The organism is Pseudomonas sp. GW822-FHT02E03 (assembly GCF_058802325.1).
In genome coordinates this window covers 1-20,361 of record NZ_JBXAOA010000061.1, presented here as the reverse complement: position 1 = coordinate 20,361, position 20,361 = coordinate 1, and the positions used below count along the sequence as shown (strand labels likewise).

17 protein-coding genes are annotated in these 20,361 nt (G+C 61.5%); 6 read left to right on the top strand and 11 right to left on the bottom strand.

Features of this window, described 5'->3' with window-relative positions; all coding sequences use genetic code 11:
* Positions 1–94: 94 nt before the first annotated feature.
* From exaC to pedF, 6 genes are all read right to left on the bottom strand, one after another.
* Positions 95–1,615, bottom strand: coding sequence for an acetaldehyde dehydrogenase ExaC (exaC, locus tag AC1RQB_RS26315; protein ID WP_008071274.1), 1,521 nt, complete (start codon positions 1,613–1,615; stop codon positions 95–97).
* Positions 1,616–1,855: 240 nt separating this feature from the next.
* The gene (locus tag AC1RQB_RS26310; RefSeq protein WP_038984181.1) at positions 1,856–3,631 is read right to left on the bottom strand and encodes a PQQ-dependent methanol/ethanol family dehydrogenase; all 1,776 of its coding nucleotides are present in this window, start codon (positions 3,629–3,631) and stop codon (positions 1,856–1,858) included.
* A gap of 265 nt (positions 3,632–3,896) precedes the next feature.
* Positions 3,897–4,832 (bottom strand): quinoprotein relay system zinc metallohydrolase 1, encoded by a 936-nt coding sequence (locus tag AC1RQB_RS26305; protein WP_207267340.1) that lies wholly within the window; start codon positions 4,830–4,832, stop codon positions 3,897–3,899.
* Between the two features lie 13 nt (positions 4,833–4,845).
* Entirely contained in the window at positions 4,846–5,607 is a 762-nt protein-coding gene (locus AC1RQB_RS26300) for a quinoprotein dehydrogenase-associated SoxYZ-like carrier (RefSeq protein ID WP_063343419.1), read from the bottom strand.
* Entirely contained in the window at positions 5,607–6,482 is an 876-nt protein-coding gene (locus AC1RQB_RS26295) for a substrate-binding periplasmic protein (RefSeq protein WP_063343418.1), read from the bottom strand. The genes AC1RQB_RS26300 and AC1RQB_RS26295 overlap by 1 nt, the downstream gene beginning before the upstream one ends.
* A gap of 3 nt (positions 6,483–6,485) precedes the next feature.
* Positions 6,486–6,947: a cytochrome c-550 PedF gene (gene pedF, locus AC1RQB_RS26290; protein ID WP_063343417.1), complete on the bottom strand. Its 462-nt coding sequence runs from the start codon at positions 6,945–6,947 to the stop codon at positions 6,486–6,488.
* 391 nt (positions 6,948–7,338) lie between these two features.
* Here pedF and AC1RQB_RS26285 point away from each other — a divergent pair, with 391 nt between their 5' ends.
* The 6 genes from AC1RQB_RS26285 (at position 7,339) to AC1RQB_RS26260 (ending at position 12,583) form a co-directional block, all read left to right on the top strand.
* The gene (locus AC1RQB_RS26285; protein WP_063343416.1) at positions 7,339–8,523 is read left to right on the top strand and encodes an ABC transporter substrate-binding protein; all 1,185 of its coding nucleotides are present in this window, start codon (positions 7,339–7,341) and stop codon (positions 8,521–8,523) included.
* Between the two features lie 36 nt (positions 8,524–8,559).
* A complete protein-coding gene (locus tag AC1RQB_RS26280; protein ID WP_063343415.1) occupies positions 8,560–9,519 on the top strand; it encodes a YVTN family beta-propeller repeat protein in 960 nt (319 codons plus the stop codon).
* Positions 9,516–10,247 carry an ABC transporter ATP-binding protein gene (locus tag AC1RQB_RS26275; RefSeq protein ID WP_063343414.1) on the top strand — a complete coding sequence of 244 codons (732 nt, stop codon included), beginning with the start codon at positions 9,516–9,518 and terminating at the stop codon, positions 10,245–10,247. Before AC1RQB_RS26280 ends, AC1RQB_RS26275 begins: the two co-directional genes overlap by 4 nt.
* Entirely contained in the window at positions 10,244–11,035 is a 792-nt protein-coding gene (locus tag AC1RQB_RS26270) for an ABC transporter permease (RefSeq protein WP_063343413.1), read from the top strand. The genes AC1RQB_RS26275 and AC1RQB_RS26270 overlap by 4 nt, the downstream gene beginning before the upstream one ends.
* Before the next feature lie 267 nt (positions 11,036–11,302).
* On the top strand, positions 11,303–11,860 hold the full coding sequence (locus AC1RQB_RS26265) for a PQQ-dependent catabolism-associated CXXCW motif protein (RefSeq protein ID WP_063343412.1): 558 nt from the start codon (positions 11,303–11,305) through the stop codon (positions 11,858–11,860).
* Between the two features lie 57 nt (positions 11,861–11,917).
* A complete protein-coding gene (locus tag AC1RQB_RS26260) occupies positions 11,918–12,583 on the top strand; it encodes a response regulator transcription factor (protein WP_063343411.1) in 666 nt (221 codons plus the stop codon).
* A 127-nt stretch (positions 12,584–12,710) separates the two neighbouring features.
* Here AC1RQB_RS26260 and nahK read toward each other — a convergent pair whose 3' ends face one another.
* From nahK to AC1RQB_RS26235, 5 genes are all read right to left on the bottom strand, one after another.
* Positions 12,711–15,344: a hybrid sensor histidine kinase/response regulator NahK/ErcS' gene (nahK, locus tag AC1RQB_RS26255; RefSeq protein ID WP_404943015.1), complete on the bottom strand. Its 2,634-nt coding sequence runs from the start codon at positions 15,342–15,344 to the stop codon at positions 12,711–12,713.
* Positions 15,274–16,437, bottom strand: coding sequence for a nitric oxide-sensing protein NosP (nosP, locus tag AC1RQB_RS26250; RefSeq protein ID WP_063343409.1), 1,164 nt, complete (start codon positions 16,435–16,437; stop codon positions 15,274–15,276). Before nosP ends, nahK begins: the two co-directional genes overlap by 71 nt.
* Before the next feature lie 276 nt (positions 16,438–16,713).
* Positions 16,714–17,898 carry a porin gene (locus AC1RQB_RS26245; RefSeq protein ID WP_063343408.1) on the bottom strand — a complete coding sequence of 395 codons (1,185 nt, stop codon included), beginning with the start codon at positions 17,896–17,898 and terminating at the stop codon, positions 16,714–16,716.
* A gap of 264 nt (positions 17,899–18,162) precedes the next feature.
* Positions 18,163–18,969 carry a sulfite exporter TauE/SafE family protein gene (locus AC1RQB_RS26240; protein ID WP_063343407.1) on the bottom strand — a complete coding sequence of 269 codons (807 nt, stop codon included), beginning with the start codon at positions 18,967–18,969 and terminating at the stop codon, positions 18,163–18,165.
* Between the two features lie 9 nt (positions 18,970–18,978).
* The gene (locus AC1RQB_RS26235) at positions 18,979–20,223 is read right to left on the bottom strand and encodes an NAD(P)/FAD-dependent oxidoreductase (RefSeq protein WP_063343406.1); all 1,245 of its coding nucleotides are present in this window, start codon (positions 20,221–20,223) and stop codon (positions 18,979–18,981) included.
* Between the last annotated feature and the right edge of the window lie 138 nt (positions 20,224–20,361).

The window sequence follows — 20,361 nt, the reverse complement described above, 5'->3', positions numbered from 1 at the left end:
CCCCCCCCCCCCCCCCCCCCCCCCCCCCCCCCCCCCCCCCCCCCCCCCCCCCCCCCCCCCGCTCCCACATTTTGGTTTGTGGTGTTCTTGCGGGTTAGAAGAACCCCAACGGATTGATGTCGTAGCTCACCAGCAGGTTTTTGGTCTGTTGGTAATGGTCGAGCATCATCTTGTGGTTCTCACGGCCGACACCGGACTTCTTGTAGCCACCGAACGCGGCGTGGGCCGGGTACAGGTGGTAGCAGTTGGTCCAGACGCGCCCGGCCTTGATCGCCCGGCCCATGCGATAGGCGCGGTTGATGTCGCGGGTCCACAGGCCGGCGCCGAGGCCGAACTCACTGTCGTTGGCAATCGCCAGGGCTTCGGCTTCGTCCTTGAAGGTGGTGATACCCACCACCGGGCCGAAGATTTCTTCCTGGAACACACGCATTTTATTGTGGCCCTTGAGCAGGGTCGGCTGGATGTAATAGCCGCTCGACAAGTCGCCTTCAAGACGCTCGGCCGCACCGCCGGTGAGCAGTTCGGCGCCCTCCTCCTGGGCGATTTTCAGGTACGAGAGGATTTTGTCGTATTGCTGCTCGGACGCCTGGGCGCCGACCATGGTTTCGGTGTCCAGCGGGTTGCCGCGCTTGATCTTGACGATCTTCTTCATCACCTCGGCCATGAACGGCTCGTAGATCGATTCCTGCACCAGCGCCCGGGACGGACAGGTGCAGACTTCGCCCTGGTTGAAGAACGCCAGCACCAGGCCTTCGGCGGCTTTCTCGATGAACTGCGGCTCGGCGTTCATGATGTCTTCGAAGAAAATGTTCGGCGACTTGCCGCCCAGTTCAACGGTGCTCGGAATGATGTTCTCGGCGGCGCAATGCATGATGTGCGCGCCGATCGGGGTGGAACCGGTGAAGGCGATCTTGGCGATGCGCTTGCTGGTGGCCAGCGCCTCACCGGCTTCGCGACCGAAACCCTGGACGATGTTCAGCACGCCCGCCGGCAGCAAGTCGGCGATCAGCTCGGCGAAGACCATGATCGACAGCGGTGTTTGTTCGGCGGGTTTGAGCACGATGCAGTTGCCGGCCGCCAGGGCCGGGGCGAGTTTCCAGGCGGCCATCAGCAGCGGGAAGTTCCACGGGATGATCTGCCCGACCACGCCCAGCGGTTCGTGGAAATGATAGGCGGTGGTCAGTTCGTTGATCTCGGCGGCGCCGCCTTCCTGAGCGCGGATGCAACCGGCGAAATAACGGAAGTGGTCGGCAGCCAAAGGCACGTCGGCGTTGAGGGTTTCGCGCACGGCCTTGCCGTTGTCCCAGGTTTCGGTGACGGCGAGGATTTCCAGGTTCTGTTCGATGCGGTCGGCGATTTTCAGCAGCACCAGCGAACGATCCTGCGCCGAGGTTTTACCCCAGGCATCGGCGGCGGCATGGGCGGCGTCGAGGGCTTTTTCGATGTCGGCGGCGCTGGAACGCGGGAACTCGGCGATCACTTCACCAGTGACCGGTGAGGTGTTGGTGAAGTACTCGCCGTTGATTGGAGCGACGAACTCGCCGCCGATGAAATTGCCGTAGCGCGGTTTGAAGGAAATGACGGCGCCGGGTGTTCCGGGTTGTGCGTAGATCATGGTGGGCCTCTGTCTGGGTCGATGCCTGTCAGGCCAACAGGCGATGAACCGATAGTAGAGAGCCCCGCCTGCCAGACGAATGCGCCGTTGGCAGGGGGATTCTCGTTATTTGGTAGTAGGTGATCGTTCCCACGCTCTGCGTGGGAATGCCTCAACGGACGCTCCGCGTTCGGCTTTTGGGACGCAGAGCGTCCCGGGCTGCATTCCCACGCAGAGCGTGGGAACGATCAGTTGCAGCGATCAGTGTTTGGCTACCAGGTCTTTAGGCAACTTGAACGTCCAGAGCATGCCGCCCTGGTTGAAGTCTTTGACGCGCTTGGCCACTTCGCCGCCCCACAGCGGTACCGCGCCGCCCCAGCCGGAGAGCACGGAGACGTATTGTTCGCCGTCCATTTCCCAGGTGATGGGCGAGCCGAGCACGCCGGAACCGGTCTGGAATTCCCAGACTTTCTCGCCAGTCTTGGCATTGAATGCCTGCAGGAAACCTTCCGGCGTACCGGTGAACACCAGGTTGCCCTTGGTGGTCAGCACCCCGCCCCACAGCGGTGCGAAGTTCTTGTGGCGCCAGACTTCCTTGCCGGTTTTCGGGTCGATGGCGCGCAGCACGCCGATGTAGTCTTCATTCAGCGGTTTGATGGTGAAACCGGCACCGAGGAACGCCGCGCCTTTCTTGTAGGCGATGCCTTCGTTCCAGATGTCCATGCCCCATTCGTTGGACGGTACATAGAACAGGCCGGTGTCGCGGTTGTAGGCCATCGGCATCCAGTTTTTCGCCCCTAGGAACGCTGGCGCGACGAACACCGAACTGCCTTTGGCCTCGGAGCCCGGCGCACCCGGACGGCTGGCGTCGTTGTAGATCGGCCGACCGTTTTTATCCAGGCCGCTGGCCCAGGTGATCTTGTCCACGAACGGGAAGCCACGGATGAATTTGCCGTTGGTGCGATCGAGCACGTAGAAGAAACCGTTACGGTCCGCCGTGGCCGCGGCTTTGATTTCCTTGCCGCCTTCGTTGTAGTTGAACGACACCAGTTCGTTCACGCCGTCATAGTCCCAACCGTCGTGGGGCGTGCTCTGGAAGTGCCATTTGATCGTGCCATCGTCCGGGTTCAGCGCCAGGCGCGATGACGAGTAGAGGTTGTCGCCAGGACGCAGGTGCGAGTTCCACGGTGCCGGGTTGCCGGTGCCGAACAGCAACAGATTGGTTTCCGGGTCGTAGTAGCCGCCCAGCCAAGGGGCCGCGCCACCGGTTTTCCACAGATCGCCCGGCCAGGTCTTGCCGGCTTCGCCGCCGGAGATGCCGTTCTCTACAGCCTTGCCGTCCTTGTAGACATAACCCATGTGGCCTTCGACGGTCGGCCGGCTCCACAGCAGGCTGCCGTTTTTAGGGTCGTAGGCTTCGATCTTGCCCACTACTCCGAACTCGCCGCCGGCCACACCGGTGATCAATTTGCCGTTGATTACCAACGGCGCGGCGCTGATGGAATAGCCTTCCTTGTGATCGGCAACTTTCTTGCTCCAGACGACTTTGCCGGTGTCCTTGTTCAGGGCCACGAGCTTGGCGTCGAGGGTGCCGAAAATCACCAGATCGCCATACAGCGCAACGCCACGGTTGATCACGTCGCAGCACGGACGGATGTCATCGGGCAGGCGCGCGTCGTATTGCCAGAGCTTGCGGCCGGTGCGCGCATCCACCGCGAACACCCGCGAGTAGGAGCCGGTCATATACATCACGCCGTCCTTGATCATCGGCTGCGCTTGCTGACCGCGCTGTTTTTCCCCGCCGAACGAAAAGGCCCAGACCGGTCGCAGGTCCTTCACGTTGTCGACATTGAGGGTGTCCAGCGGGCTGTAGCGCTGACCCTGGACGCCCAGGCCATTGGTGACGACCTGTTCCGGATTCTTCGGATCCTGGAGGATGTCTTGATCGGAGACTGCGGCCAGTGCCTGGCCAGACAACAGCATGGCACTGAGCAGCATGCTCAAAACGAAGGGTTGGCGACGTGCGGGTTGGGTCATGACGGCTGCCTCTGCGGTTTTTGTTATACCCGGGAAATTTTCCCGGTCTGGTGCAGATTCTTGGGCGCCGCCGCCCTTGCAACAATTGCCCGCAGTGCTGAGATTGCTAGTTCCTTAGTACCGGGTCGGTCGCAGATTTTGTGATCGACATTGATCGTTCCCACGCTCTGCGTGGGAATGCCTCAACGGACGCTCCGCGTTCGGCTCCGGAAGGGACGCGGAGCGTCCCGGGCTGCATTCCCACGCGGGAGCGTGGGAACGATCATCAGTGCTGGCCCGAATCCACCCGCCTCATCTCCCCCCGTTCGTAACGCGGGTACAAATGGCTGACGCTGCGGATCAGCTCATAACGACTCAGGCTGATGCCGGCGAAACGCTCGGGGATGGGGCTGCGGATCATCTCGGCCATGTCGCTGCCATTGGCCGCGCCGTCGCGCATCAGTTGGTCCAGCCAAGTGAGGTAGTCGCGCATCTGCTCGAACGGTTTTGTATCCGTGGCCACCGGCCCATGGCCGGGGACGATCAGTGTCCACGGCAAGCCCTGCAGGGTCGCGATGTCGGCCAGCCACACCGACAGCCCCGGGCTGTTGGGCGTGGTCAGGGCGCGTTGATAAAACACCAGGTCCCCGGCAAACAGCACGCCGGTTTTCTGGTCGAGAATAGCCAGATCCGCGCCGGTGTGCCCACCCAGACTCAGTAGGCGCAGATCGTGGTTCCCAAAACTGTGCATGCCAGGCGTCAGCACCTGCGTCGGCAACACCACTTCGGTGCCGCGCATCCAGTCACCCACCAGCCGATACATGTTTTCAGCCATGGCATCACCCTGTTGCCGCAACAGTTCGGTGGTACCGGCCAAGGCGCCAATCGGCACGTCGGTGAAAGCCTGATTGCCCAACACATGATCAGGATGGTGATGGGTCAGCAGCACCTGGATCACCGGTTTATCGGTGGTCGCCGCAATCACTTTGCGCAGGGCCTCGCCATAGCGTTTCGACGGCCCGGTGTCGATGACCACCACACCTTTTTCCGTGACGATGAACGCGGTGTTGACGATGTTGCCGCCATTGCTCTTGGCGAAGTTGTCGGTACTGCCTTCCAGCAGCCAGGTGCCTTCGGCGATCTGCCGGGGCTTGAGTGCGTAATCGGGATCGGCCAGGGCCGGCAGGCTCAGACTGATGAACAACAACAGCATCCAGCGCATCACTCGCTCCTTGTCAGGGAATGGCCGCATCGAATTGATTGCCGCTGTTGTCGCGCAGCACAAGGCGCGTCTGCCCTGCCCCTTCGATATCGAAGGCCAGATTGGGGTTTTCGCTGACCGCCGGGAACAACTCCAGACGCGCCAGCAATTGATCGTTTTGATCGCGCAGCTCGGCCTGGTTGATGAAAAATTCCGGGATACCGCTGACCATGCCGTTGTCCATCGGATGCGCCACCTGCAAACGCACGCGACTGAATTCACCACGGGGATAACGGCCACCCAGCACTTCGCCGATGCGTTCCTCCCAACCCGGTTGCGTACGCACCACGCTTGGCGCCGTACAACCGCCGCCCGCCGCATCGATCAGGGTCGAGCCGACATGCCATAGCCCATCGCGGGTCAGTACCGCCGCACGCAACGGCGTGGCCTGTTCAACGCGGATGCGGATCGACAGCCATGGCAGCACACCGGTCAAGGGTTGGAAGTCGACGATTTTCGGCAGCGGATTGAGTTCGGCCCAGGCGAGGATTCGCACCACTTCGCCCTTGAACGCCCGGGCATCGATTTCCAGCGGTACTTGTCGGGCGTCTTCGGCAAATGGTGGCGCGAGCAACTTGACCCGCTCGTCGAATACGAACGGTGCGTCGCCGAGCATCTGCTTGTGATAGAACCCCCACATCACCGACGGCACCGGGTCTTTACCCGGCTCGACGTCAACCGCGTTCGCGGCCAAGGGCAACCAGCAGGCCAACAGACAACTCGCTCGCCAGTTCACTATTGATACATCTCGGGCACGTCATACCGCAGGCCGTAATGGGCATAAATGGCTTTCACCGAGCCCTCGCGAATCAACGCTTCCAGCGCCTCTTCCACGGCGTAGGCCAGTTGCCGATTGCTTTCATGCACCGCCATGCCGATCTCCCAAAGCTGTTTGCCCATGTTCGGGTAAGCGTTTTCCGCCAGCGCCACTTGCGGGTCGGCGGCCTGATGGACTTGCCAGTCGATCTCGCCGCGCATGGCCATTACCGCGTCGACTTCACCGGCCTTCATCGCGGCAAACGCCTGGGGCACGCCCGGGTAGTGATGGGTCTTGGCGGCGAGCATGCCGTTGAACACCGAGGTCAGGTAAAACGACGGCACGCTGTCGACTTCAACACCGATCGGGTGTTGCTGGAACACCGCGACGCTGGCCACTGAGTCCAGCCGACGACGGTCATAGGCCACTTGCCATTGTTCGGTCTGGTACGGCCCGAACATCACCACATGGCCGTTTTCCAGTTCACCCAGTTCATTGCGTTTCTGTGCGTAATCGCGATCGTAGGGCACGCGCATCATCAGGTCGGCCAGTTGCTGATTGTGCAACTGACTGGCCCGCCAGATGTAATCGCGCAGGTCGTCGTCGAGCTTTTCCCCGGCAGGTGCCCAGATCAGTTTCAGGCGTACGCCCATGGCCTTGGCCAGGGCCTGGGCGAGTTCGACATCGACTCCGCGAGCCTCGCCCGCGCTCTCAAAGCTGTAGGGCGCGAAATCCTTGTACACCGCGACTTTCAGCTCGGCGGCGGCGATCATTTCGTCATAGCTACGGACCTGCGCCTGCGCTGTCTGGCAGCACAGCCATACAGCACTGATCAACACCGCGAGCAAACGCATGGGTCACTCCTCGACGCGCACGCTGTCCAGGTAGGTGCGTACCGCCCACAAGGCTTCCTGACTCAGGTAGTCGGCCATCTTCGGCATGTACACCCGGCCGTCACGCACGGCGCCATGACGTACGCGTTCGACGAACCATTCATCACCGGCCTCACCGGCGTCGAGCATGCGCAAGTCCGGGGCGATGCCGCCGGACTTGGCTTCCAGGCCATGACAGGCCGCGCAGTTCTGGTTGTAGGCCGAAGAGCCGATTTGCACGGCTTTTTCGCGTTCCGGGGAGGAACGGTAAGGGTTCGCCGCCGCCCAACCATCGGCATCGACCTGCACACCGGCATCCTTGATCGGGGTCAGTCCCTGGGTTTCGACGGCTTGGGGTACCACGTTGCCGTGGGCCCAGACGGAACCTGCGTTGATGAAACCGGCCAGCAGTCCGGCAACGAGCAAGGCGTTGCGTTTTGTTGTCATTGTTCTGCCCTCAAGATTGCACGCAAAACCTCTTTGAAGAGGCTATGGCACCCATCTTAGGAACGGCTTTGCGCCAACCCCATGCTGCTTTGGTGGCCGCGGCCTACTCCCTTGGTAGTAGGGCTTGTGGCGCGTGCCCAACGAATACGGGTCGGGCGCCGTGCAGCTTGTCGACGCCGATCAGGGTCAGGATCAGCAAAAACGGCAGGAGCAGTGCCTTGAGAATCCGCATGGTCAATCTCCCCCTTGAGGAATAGCCGTTGTAATCCATGCTAAAACCGCGCCGCCCGGGGTGAGTTACTACCTTGGTACTGGCCCATCGGTACTTTCTGCATATTTCCCCGCCCGCCCAGGGTTCCTATGCTGACGCTACCTGTGATGGAGTGCCTTTATGCGCCAGCTCGCCCCTTATGCCTTGATCTACTTGCTGGCGATTGCCTGCGCCGCCGGGGTGGCGACCCAGACTCAGGCGGCGGATGCACCGCTGCAAGTGCAGATCGGCTACCTCGGTTATCGCCCCGATCCTGGGCCGTTGCTGTCGAACGTCATTCCCGAACCGACCGATGCCGGCCTGCGCGGCGCCGAATTGGCGATCACCGACAGCAACAGTACCGGGCGCTTTCTCAATCACAGCTACAGCCTGGTCAGCGCCAGCGTCGACAATCCGGATGCGCTGATCGAAGCGGCCAAAGCCCAATACGAACAAGGCCTGCGCCTGTTTGTGGTGAATGCACCGGCGCAGACCCTGCGCCGACTCAGCGCCGTGCTACCCGACAGCCTGCTGTTCAATGCCGGCAGCCCCGATGACAGCCTGCGCAACACCGATTGTCTGCCGAACGTGCTGCACAGCCTGCCTAGCCGGGCGATGCTGGCCGATGCGCTGGCGCAATTTCTGGTGCTGCGCAAATGGCAGCGGGCACTGCTGATCGTCGGCCCGACCGCGGACGATCAAGCCTATGCCGCCGCCCTGCGCCGGGCGGCCAAACGCTTCGGCCTGCAACTGGTGGCGGAGAAAGCCTGGAGCTTCGATAACGATCAGCGCCGCAGCGCCCAGGCCGACATGCCGCTGTTCACCCAGACCGCCGAGTACGACGTGGTGCTGGTGGCTGATGAACGCGGCGACTTCGGCGAGTACGTGCCCTACCAGACCTGGTATCCACGGCCGGTCGCTGGCACCCAGGGCCTGACGCCGGTGGGCTGGCACAAAACCGTGGAAACCTACGGCGCCGCGCAATTGCAGAAACGCTTCGAAGCCTTGGCCGGGCGCTGGATGAATGACCGGGATTTCGCCGCCTGGATTGCCGTACGCAGCATCGCCAGTGCGGTGGGCAAACTGCGTCAGACCGATGCCATGGCGATTCGTACGCTTGAAGTCAGCGATCAATTGCCACTGGACGGTTTCAAGGGTCGCAAGCTCAGTTATCGGCCGTGGAACGGTCAGTTGCGCCAACCGATCCCCATCGTGCAACCCCGGGCGCTGGTCAGCACCTCGCCGCAAGACGGTTTCCTGCACCCCGTCAACGAAATGGACAGCCTGGGTTACGACAAAGCCGAGGTCAGCTGCCGCTTTCTCTGATCCTTTTTTCACGACAACAACAATAAGGAATCTGCCATGCGCCGCACCCTGCTTTCCTGGGCCCTGCTGCTCGCCGCCGGGCACGTCGCTGCCAGCACCGCCTGGGTCTCCAACGAAAAGGACAACAGCCTGAGCCTGATCGACATGCAGACCCTGCAAGTCACCGACACCCTGCCCGTCGGCCAGCGCCCGCGCGGCCTGTTGCTGTCCCACGACAACAAGTTGCTGTACATCTGCGCCAGCGATTCGGACCGGGTCCAGGTGATGGACATCGCCACGCGCAAGATCATCAAGGAACTGCCCTCGGGCAAAGACCCCGAGCAATTCGCGCTGCACCCCAACAATCGCTGGTTGTATGTCTCCAACGAGGACGATGCGCTGGTGACGGTGATCGACACCGAAACCTCCAAAGTACTCGGGCAGATCAGCGTCGGCGTCGAGCCTGAAGGCATGGCCGTCAGCCCCGACGGCAAGTGGGCGGTGAACACCAGTGAAACCACCAACATGCTGCATTGGATCGACACCAGCACCCAGACCCTGGCCGACAACACCCTGGTCGATCAGCGGCCGCGCTTCGTCGAATTCAATCCCGATGGCTCGCAGCTATGGGCCTCAGCGGAAATCGGCGGCACCGTGACAATTCTCGACGTCGCCAGCCGCAAGGTCCTCAAGACCCTGACCTTCCAGATCAAAGGCGTGCACCCGGACAAAGTCCAGCCGGTGGGGATCAAACTCAGCGCCGACGGCAAGTACGGTTTCGTCGCGCTCGGCCCGGCCAATCATGTGGCGGTGATCGACGCAAAGACCTTCGAGATCCTTGATTACCTGCTGGTGGGCCGACGGGTCTGGCAGATGTCGTTTACCCCGGATCAACGGCAATTACTGGCCACCAATGGCGTCAGCGGCGACGTATCGGTGATCGATGTCGACAGCCTCAAGGTCACTAAATCGGTGAAAGTCGGGCGCTATCCGTGGGGCGTGGTGGTGACGCCATGAACGCCCTTGAAGTCAGCGACCTGAGTTTCGCTTACGGCGCGCGGGAGGCCTTGCGTCAGGTGAGTTTCAATCTGGCAGCGGGGCGCTTTGCGGCGCTGCTCGGACCGAACGGTGCGGGGAAGTCGACGCTGATTGCCCTGCTCACCCGCCTTTATGATGTGCAGCGTGGTGATATTCGGGTCGGCGGCTGTTCGTTGCGCAATGCCGCACGCCCGGCGCTCAAGCAATTGGGCGTGGTGTTCCAGCAAAGCACGTTGGATCTGGACCTCAGCGTCGAGCAAAACCTGCGTTATCACGCCGCGCTGCATGGCCTGTCCCGGCGCCAGACCAACCTGCGAGTCGACGCCGAGCTGGCGCGCCAGGCCCTGACCGAGCGCCGTGGCGAACGGGTGCGTAATCTCAATGGCGGCCATCGCCGCCGGGTGGAAATCGCCCGTGCATTGCTGCATGAGCCAAGCCTGTTGCTGCTCGATGAGGCCAGCGTCGGCCTCGATCCAGCCAGTCGTATGGCGCTCAACCAACACATCCGCAGCCTGTGCCGCGAGCACACCCTCAGCGTGCTCTGGACCACTCATTTGCTGGATGAAGTGCAGCCCAGGGACGACTTGCTGATCCTGCACCAAGGGCGGTTGGTGGCCAGCGGACAGGCTGAGGCGTTGAGCCTGGAACATGGCGGCGACCTCGGTTCGGCCTTCACTCGACTGACGACTTCAGGAGCCGCCCAATGAACGCCTACTGGCAATGTTTCAGCGGTATCGTACTGCGCGAATGGCTGCGCTTTGTGTTGCAGCGCACGCGGTTTCTCAGCGCGCTGGTGCGGCCGTTGCTGTGGCTGCTGGTGTTCGCTGCCGGTTTTCGCGCGGCACTCGGCATCGCCATCATCGAGCCCTACGACACTTACATTCCCTATGAGGTTTACATCATCCCGGGCCTGGCCTGCATGATCCTGTTGTTCAACGGCATGCAAGGTTCGCTGTCGATGGTCTACGACCGGGAGATGGGCAGCATGCGCGTGCTGCTGACCAGCCCCCTGCCCCGGACCTTCCTGCTGTGCAGCAAATTGCTGGCCACCTCGCTGATTTCGTTGTTGCAGGTGTATGCCTTTCTGGCGATTGCCTGGCTGTACGGTGTGCAACCGCCGGCCATGGGTTTGTTGCTGGCCTTGCCGGCATTGCTGCTGGTGGCGTTGATGCTCAGCGCGCTGGGCCTGTTGCTGTCCAACGCCATCCGCCAGTTGGAGAACTTTGCCGGAGTGATGAACTTCGTGATCTTCCCGCTGTTTTTCCTGTCGTCGGCGCTGTATCCGCTGTGGAAAATGCGCGAGTCCAGCGAGTGGCTGTATTGGCTGTGCGCCTTGAACCCCTTTACTCGTGCGGTGGAACTGGTGCGGTTTGCGCTGTATGAACGCTTCAACCCGGTGGCGCTGGCGGTATGTGCGGGGCTGACACTGATATTCACCCTGCTCGCCGTACTCACCTTCAACCCCCAGCATGCGGCCCTGCGCAAAACCAGCTAACAACACAATTCCCCTGTGGGAGCGGGCTTGCCCGCGATAGCGATGTATCAGTCAACATCAGAGCTGGATGTGATGACCTCATCGCAGGCAAGCCAGCTCCCACAGTTCTGAGGTGTTCACATATTTTGTGTTCACAAATAATCCAGTGTGATTTGTGTTGAACAACACAAAATTACTACTTTAGTACTGGTTTACCTGTCTATCGTCGCATTCACAACGCACCGCTACTGGCATGTAATGGGTTCATAACTATAAGGACTGACCCCCATGCCGCGTGCCCGACGTGTTCTGCTGTGCCCTTCTCTCGCCGCGTTGTCGCTGAGCCTGTTGCTGGGCGCGGCGCAGGCCGAAACGGCGTTGTTCTCCGCCGAGGGTTATCGCATCGGTCTGTACCGCAGCCCGACCCCGACTCAGCTCCAGGGCGCGAGTATCATCGACACGCCTGCCCTGCAAAACCTGCTCAAGCACACGCCCCATCCGCTGCTGATCGATGTCTATCGCCGGCAATGGCTGCAAGGCCGTTTCATCGAAGACCAACCCCATGAAAACCTGCCCGGCAGCCACTGGCTGGCCAATACCGGTGACGGTGACCTGGCGCCCCCGTGGCAGGACTATTTCGCGCGCCACCTGCAACAATTGACGGCGGGCGACCTGACGCGACCGTTGGTCTTTTACTGCCGCTCCGATTGCTGGTTGAGCTGGAACGCGGTAAAACGCGCCGCGTCCATAGGCTATAAAACACTGTATTGGTACCGCGACGGACTGGATGCCTGGCAAGCGGCGAACCTGCCCGTGACGCCGGCCCGGCCCGAGCCCTTTCCCTGACGTGAGCGCTTGCGTGTTGTAGCCACACCCGGATCAAAAATAATGAGGTGAAAGGCCATGTACAAAATTCTGATTGCCGACGATCACCCGCTGTTTCGCGAAGCCATTCATAACGTCATCAGCGACGGTTTCCCCGGCAGCGAGGTCATGGAAACCGCCGACCTCGACAGTGCCCTGGCCCTGACCCAGGAACACGATGACCTGGACCTGATCCTGCTCGACCTGAACATGCCCGGCATGCACGGCCTCAATGGCCTGATCAACCTGCGCAACGAGGCGCCGACCATTCCGGTGGTGATCGTCTCGGCCGAGCAGGACAAGCAAATCGTGCTGCAAGCCATCACCTATGGCGCGGTGGGGTTTATCACCAAGTCCTCGCCTCGGGTGCAGATGACCGACGCCATCCAGCAGATCCTCAATGGCAATGTGTACCTGCCACCGGACATTATCCGCACGCAAAAAAGCAGCACCCATCGCCGGATGAATGATACCCCGAGCTTCCCGCCCGAATTGCTCCAGGCGCTGACCCGCAAGCAGCTGCTGGTGCTTGAGCGCATGACCAAGGGCGAATCGAACAAACAGATCGCCTACACCCTGGAAATCGCCGAAACCACGGTCAAGGCCCACGTCTCGGCAATATTGCGCAAGCTCAATGTGCACAATCGGGTACAGGCGATTTTGAGTGCCGGGGATATTGATTTCGGGTCGTATTTGCGGCGCTGAGACTCACATCGATCGTTCCCACGCTCCGCGTGGGAATGCAGCCCGGGACGCTCCGCGTCCCAAAGCGGACGCAGAGCGTCCATTGAGGCATTCCCACGCAGAGCGTGGGAACGATCAGACGATCAGCTCAAGACCTACCAAGCAAATGACTCATCGCCGTCTTGAGCTTCATCGGCCGCACCGGTTTGTGCATCAGGGTGTGGCCCAGTTCGCGGATCTGTTGTTTGAGTTCGTTGCTGTAGTTGGCGGTGATCATCATTGCCGGGATCGCTGAAGCGCGACGGGCGTTGATGCGGGCCACGGCGTCGACACCATTCTTCTCGTCATCCAGGTGATAGTCGGCGATCAGCAGGTCGGCTTCGTCGTGATAATTATCCACTTGCCGCGCCAGGTCCTCCTCCGACAGCGCCGTGATCACCCGGCAGCCCCAACCTTCGAGCAAGGTGCGCATCCCCGCGCAAATCGCCGCGTCGTTGTCCAGCACCCACACCCGTGCACCGCGCAGGCGCTCGAGCATCGGTTCGCTCATCAGCAGATTCGGCAACGCCTTGGGCGCCGTGGCACTCAACGGCACTTCGACGGAAAACATCGAGCCCTTGCCCGGCCACGAACGCACATGAATCCGATGGCCGAGAATGCGCGCGATTTTCTCGACAATCGCCAGGCCCAGCCCCAAACCGCGATCCTGATCCGGACGCTGCACGTCACCGCGTTTGAACTCCTGAAAAATCTCCTCCAGACGGTTTTCAGCAATGCCCATGCCGCTGTCCCAGACCTCGATGGTCAGCCGCTGATGATGACGTCGGCAACCCAGCACCACACGCCCGCTGTAGGTGTAGCGAATGGCATTGCTCAGCAGATTACGCAGAATCCGCGCGAGCAACTGAATGTCACTGCGCACCAGCGCCGAACACGGAATGAAATGCAGCTCGAGGCCTTCGCTGCGGGCCACTTGGGTGTATTCGGCGGCGAGGTTTTCCAGCAATTCGCTGAGGGCGAATGGCGCAATGTCGGCCTTGATCACCCCGGCATCGAGTTTGGAAATGTCCACCAGCGTGCCCAGCAGGTTTTCCACGTCTTCCAGGGAATTGCTGACGTTGCGCACCAGCGTCTCGTTGGCCACCGGCTCCCGGCGCTCCAGCAAGGCGCTGGTAAACAGCCGCGCGGCATTCAGCGGTTGCAGCAGGTCGTGGCTGACCGCTGCGAGAAACTTGGTCTTCGACAAGTTGGCCTGCTCGGCCTCGAGCTTGGCCTCGCGCAAGCGTGACTCCACCCGACGACGCTCGTCGATTTCGCGCAGCAATTGGTCATTGAGGGTGGTCAGCTCGGTGGTGCGTTCGCGCACCCGCAACTCAAGGTTCTGATAGGCCTGATGCAGCGCCTCGGCGGTGCGGCGGCGCTCGGTGATGTCGCGGATCAACACGAAAATCCCCACCACTTCTCCAGTGGCCAGGCGATTGGGCACGTAGGAGCGCAGCATGTAGCGCTCCTGATTGTTGATGTTGGTTTCGGCAAACTCGAACGTCACGCTCTCACCCGCCAGGGCTCGGGCCACGTAGGCTTCCAGGCGCTGATAATGCTGCTCGCTGTGAACTTCGCGCAGGCTCTGCCCGAGCATCACGCCTCGGGGCCAGCAGTACCATTCCTCGTAGACTTTGTTAGTGAATTCATAAACCAGATCGGCATTCAGGTAGGCGATCAGCGCCGGCACATGGTCGGTGATCAGGCGAATCCAGCGCTCGCTTTCGCTGAGGGCTTCGGCATGCTGGTAGCGTTCGGTGATGTCGGTGAAGGTGTTGACGAAACCGCCGGTGGGCAACGGATGGGTGCGGATTTCCAGCACCCGGCCATCGTAGAGGCGCTGCTCGCATTCCTGCACGTGCCGCCCGTTTTGATCGCGACTGGCCGGGGTCAGCAGGTTCAATTCGCTGTCGGCGATCACTTCGGCGAACGGTCGATGGGCCGCCACCGGGGCCAGGCCGCTGAGCTCCAGGAAGCGCCGGTTCCACAGTTCCAGAATGCCCTCGGCGTTGACCATCGCCACCCCTTGGGACAGGTTGTCGACCGCCCGCTGCAACAAGTGCGATTTCTGCGCCACCGCCTGCTCGCGGCGCAGGGTTTCGCTGAGTTTGACGTCGGTAATGTCGGTGAACAGGATCACCCGCCCACCTTCCTGAGTCGGCCGTTCGCTAACTTGCAGCCAGCGCCCGTTGTGCAGACGATAGAGCAGGTTTTCGTCGGCATGCCCGCGGGGTTCTTCGCTGAACAGTCCGGTCGAGGTCATCAACCGCTTGACCTCGCGCAAGCGCATGCCGGCGTTGATCCGCACCCGGCTGTTGCCCCAAAACGCCTTGAAGCGGCTGTTGAACAGCACGATCCGCTGCTCGGCATCGAACAATACAAAGGCGTCGGAAATGCTTTCGATGGCGTCGATCAAGTGTTGATGGGCGGTTTCGGCCCGCAGCCGTGCCTCGCTGAGCAAATGATTGCCGGCCTTGAGTTCGGCCATGGCCTGGTTCAGGGCATCGGTGCGCTCACGCACCTGCTCGGCCAGCACCACCGAATGCTGGAACGCGGCATACGGGTCGTTGCCCCGGGTAATGCCGGATTCGATGCGTTCGATCAGCGCGCCGTTGATGCGCTGCAATTTGTGGTTTTCGCGGCGCAGGCTGGCGATCTGCGCCTGAAGGTCAGCGCTGTCCAGGGGTGCGGCCTCGGGCAATGGCAACCCCGGTGAAGGTCTGGTTGATGTGCATGCCATTGAATTGTTCTCCGTAGGTGTTGAAACCCATCACCCGTTGCTTCCGCAAGAACGCACCGATCTGCTCGAGATTGCCACCGTCTTCCAGTTCCAGACGCCTGAGAAAACAGTCGCAGCCGATGGTCAGCAACAGGTCCCCGAGACGCTCCTGCAAACCGTCGAACAGGTTTTGCAGATTCGGCAGCATGGGGCCGGGGGTCATGACGGTAAGGACGATGCCGTTTTCCACCGCACAGTAAAAACTCAGGCTCAGGTCCGGATGAACCTGCTGGATCGCCCGCACGTAATACTGATCGTTGATTCGCACCGCCAACGGATGCGCGGCAAACATCCGATAATCGAGGTCGGCCACCGCGACGCCGATGTGTCGGGCGTACTCCTCGGCAGCCGGTTCAGCGTTGAGTTCGAACACCTGGCGCGAGGCGCTGTCGGCAGCGGTGACCACCAGTTTCTCGGCCCTGGGCAGAATGTGGTGGGTGGTGAAGACTTCGAAGTCCAGCCAGGTATTGACCAGCACCACCACCGCCGCGCCGCTGTGAAATTCGCCGCCGAAATACACATGGGTGTGGGTCAGGTAGTTGTCGTCGCCGGCCGATCCGCCGAAATGCGGAATGTCGCCCAACGCCGCGCTCAAGGCCGCCAGAACCATTTCTTCACGACTGGACAAGCCATCGAGCAGGGTCAGGGCAAAGCTGTTGCCCTTGATCGGCGCCAGGGTGTTACTGCGACAGCCACTGACCAATCGCTCGACCATTTGCTGGGCATCGATCAGGCTGAAATGCTCCATCTCGTCGATCAGTTCGGTGGAGATGGAAAAGTGCCGATGATCGAACCCCACCGCCGTCACGCAGCTGCGGCCATAGCCTTGGGGGGTGATTTCTCCGGCACTGGTGCAGCCCACCAGGCGAATGCCGCCGAAGCTCTGTTGCAACGCCTGCCCCAGCGCCTGCAAGTCGTACTCGGCGGAACAGAAGAACAGCACGAAACCCAAGTGGGGGTGCAAGAGTTGTCGCGCCAGATCCTGAGCCGCTTGCTGGGCATCCGTGGCCTGGGACATGCCACTGACCACACCGTCGTTCTGAACCTGCTGCATCCTCGCCCCTCGCCGGTGCGCCTGTATGAGGCACGAGTGTACGAAGCCTGCGGGCGGCGGCGAATGCTACTTGGGTAGCGGGTGGGTGGTTCGATGGGATGAGAGCCGGGGGATTGAAAGTTTGATGGCTGACACTTTTGTGGCGAGGGAGCTTGCTCCCGCTGGACTGCGAAGCAGTCCCCCAAATTCTGGCCGATGCGCGACTAGAATCGGGGGGTCGCTTCGCGACCCAACGGGAGCAAGCTCCCTCGCCACAAGTAGTGGTTAGTCAGCCAGTTACCAGGTCAACACCGCCCCCACCGCAAACGTATCGGTGTCTTCATTCTGGGCGCTGGTGTCGTGACCGTTGATTTCGAACTGGTTGTACTCGGCCACCAGTTTCAGGTTGTCGTTGACGTCATGGAACAGTGCAATGCCGCGGGTCTCGTAATCGGCGCCGCTGCCGACCACGCCGTTGCCGTCGTCCTCGGTCTTGCCGTAAGACAGGGCCAGGCGGTTTTTGCCCAGTTTGTAGGAGCCCTGCAACAGGTAACCGTCGCTGTCGACATTGCGCAGGGTCGGCTCGCCGGCGTTGTTGGTGAAGAACGGGTTGATGCCCTTGGCCTGGAAGCCGGAGCCGGTCAGCGACAGCCCGCCCATCTTCGCCTGCACGCCGTAGCCGACGCCTTTGGAGGTGACGGACTCGACGCTGGAATCGGTGTTGTCCGAAGTCTGGTAGCTGCCGTTGAGCCAGCTGTAAATCTTCGCCCCGCCGAGGTCGAACTGATAGGTGATCTCGCTCTCGGTGCGCGGGTTCTCCTGATACGCCTTGCCCGTCGCGCTGCTGTCATTGGTGTCGACCGGGTCCATGATCCCCACCGCCACCCGCAAGCCGTCCATCACCGGGGTTCGATAGGTGATCTGCGAGGTCGGGAACGGGTACGGGTAGCCGCTGCCGATGTTGCCGAACGACACCCCGCCGCCGTCCACCAGGCCCAACGTATCGCTGACCTGACCATAACCGGCGAGCAATTCGTCGAGCAGGATGTTGGAGCGGGCAAACAGGCCAAAGTCCTTGCCGATCAGCACCTCGCCCCACTCCGGATTGGCCACCGTGCCGTAGAACTGCCGCACGTCGATGGCGGTGTCGGTGCCGTTGGTTTCGCTGTCGTTGATGGTCACCCAGAACGAGGCGCGGGCGCCGAGCTTGAGGTCATCGACCTGCTTGCCCATGTTGAAGCCCAGGTAGTTGGGCAGAAATCCCATCTTCACCCGCGCCTGGCGCCGGTCGTACTGCTCGCCGGCCCGGTCCACGTCGCTGTTCACGTAGAAGGCGTTGATGTAGCCATCCGTGGAGAACGTGGTCTGGTCCTTGTCGTACAGCATGATTTCGGCTTCGGCCATTGAGCTCAGGCCAAGGGACGACAGGCTGGCGATGAAGGCCGGCAAGAAACGATGCTTGAAGTTCTTATTGTTGTGCATGACGCGCTCCGCAACGGGGGACTTGATGTCGGAGGCGATTATCGAAAGTGGACCGGCGGTGTCATACGCTGCCTTGGGGGCGGTTTTGAAGTGCTTTGGAATGGCCGGCAATGCGCGACAATTACGGCGTAAGACCGCTACTCGGCAAGGCTCGGAACTTAGGGTGTAGGCCTATGCACCCCAGGGCTGTTTTTTGTAGGAGCCAGGCTTGCCGGCGAAAGCGTCCTTCTGTCCGCCCTCGCCGACAAGCCCGGCGCCTATCGGTCAGAAACTCGCCCTGAACAGCATGTAAACAGCGATCACCACGCAGACGCTGGCAAAGCCCATCTGCAGCCCTCGAGCCGGCACCCGCGCGCAGAGTTTTCGACCGAGGATCATCCCGACGATGCTGGCGACAATGAACGACCCACCCAAACCATCGATCCGCACCCCGGCATGAAACGCGCCGATCACGCCGATCACCGAGATCAGGCTGATCACCATCAACGACGTGGCGACGATGCCGCGCATCTGCACATCGGTCAGTTGCTTGAATGCCGGCACAATCAGAAAGCCGCCACCGACCCCGAGCAAACCCGAAACCACACCGGTCACCGCGCCGAGTGCTGCAAGGGTTGCGGTGCATTTGGCGGTCCAGGAAAAGCGCCCGGTCTGCTGATCGAGCATGCAGTTCTTCTGGCCCCAGTTGGCATGCCCGTGATCGCTCGGGCCGTCGTCGGGCTTTTCCCGGCGCAGCATCCGCCAGGCCACCATGACCATCAGCAGACTGAACAGGATCATCAAGACCCTTTCCGGCAACTGATGGGCGAAGTAGATGCCCACCGGCGAAAACACCGCGCCCAGCAGTGCAATCAACAACGCCGCGCGATAGCGCACCAGGCCATGGCGCAAACCGTCGATCGCACCGATCGCCGCCGCACTGCCCACCGCGAACAAGGCGACGGGCGCCGCTTGGGTCATGGTCAAACCCAACCCCAGCACCAGGGCCGGCACCGCAAGAATACCGCCACCAGCGCCGGTCAAACCCAGCACCAGCCCCATGACAACGCCGAAAAAACTGGCCAGCAACATAGGGTTCTCTCAGTCAACCTTGGACAGATGGGTCAGCCATTCACGGCCCTTGAGCAGGCCATTCCAGTAGAACCACGGCAGCAAGGTCGCCTTGAGGAACCAGGCTGAACGGCGCGGCACAATCGGGTCGAGGGGAAAGGTCGGCAGCAACTTACCGGCGTAACCGAACTCGGCGAGAATCACCTTGCCCTTCTCCACCGTCAGCGGGCAGGAACCGTAGCCGTCGTACTTGAGTGGCAACGGCTGTTGCTTGCGCAGGGCCAGCAGGTTTTGCGCTACCACGACGATCTGCTTGCGCGCCGCGGCGGCAGTTTTCGCGTTGCTGGTGGAACAGACATCGCCCAAGGCAAAGACGTCGGTATAGCGCACGTGTTGCAGGCTGTGCGGGTTCACTTCGCACCAGCCAGCGGCGTCGGCCAACGGGCTTTGGCGGATGAAATCCGGCGAGACCTGAGGCGGCACGACGTGCAGCAGGTCGAAGGTTTTTTCTACTACGGTCACGACACCTGCAGCGTCCTTGACCTCGAACCACGCAGTTTTCGACGGCCCGTCAACCTTGACCAGATTGGAATTGAAAGCCAGCCGGGCGTTGTACTTTTCGATGTACTTCATCAACGGCGGCACGAATGTCGCCACGCCGAACAACGCAGCGCCAGCCAGATTGAACTCGACGTCGAACTTGCTCAAAACACCGGTTTTGCGCCAGTGATCGCAGGACAAGTACAAGGCTTTCTGCGGCGCACCAGCGCATTTGATCGGCACCGCTGGCTGAGTGAAGATCGCTTTGCCGCCGCGCAATCCCCGGACCAGTTCCCAGGTGTAGGCCGCGTGCCGATAGCTGTAATTGGAGGTCACGCCGTTCTGGCCGAGGGTGTCCTGCAAGCCTTCGATTTTCTCCCAGGCCAGGCGCAGACCGGGACAGACAACGAGGTTCCGGTAACTGACGGTGCAGCCATCATCGAGAGTCAGCTGTTTGCTGTCGGGGGCGATGTCAGTCACGCACGCCTGCAGCCAGGTGGCTTGGCGCGGCATCACCGAGGACATCGGGCGCACGGTGTTTTTCACTGCATAAGCACCGCCGCCCACCAGCGTCCACGCCGGTTGGTAGTAATGCTGGCTGTCGGGTTCGATGACGGTGATGTTTAAACCCGGATCGCGTTTCAGCAGGCTGGCAACCAAACCAATGCCGGCGGTCCCGCCGCCTATTACCACGATGTCGGCACTGATGGATGGGCCCCAGTGTTGATCGTTCATCATTCATTCCTTGTTATTGCACGCGTGGCTCAAGGTTCAGTCCTGATGCCAGTCAGTTAAGCGCAATCCATGTGGGAGCGGGGGGGGGGGGGGGGGGGGGGGGGGGGGGGGGGGGGGGGGGGGGGGGGGGGGGGGGGG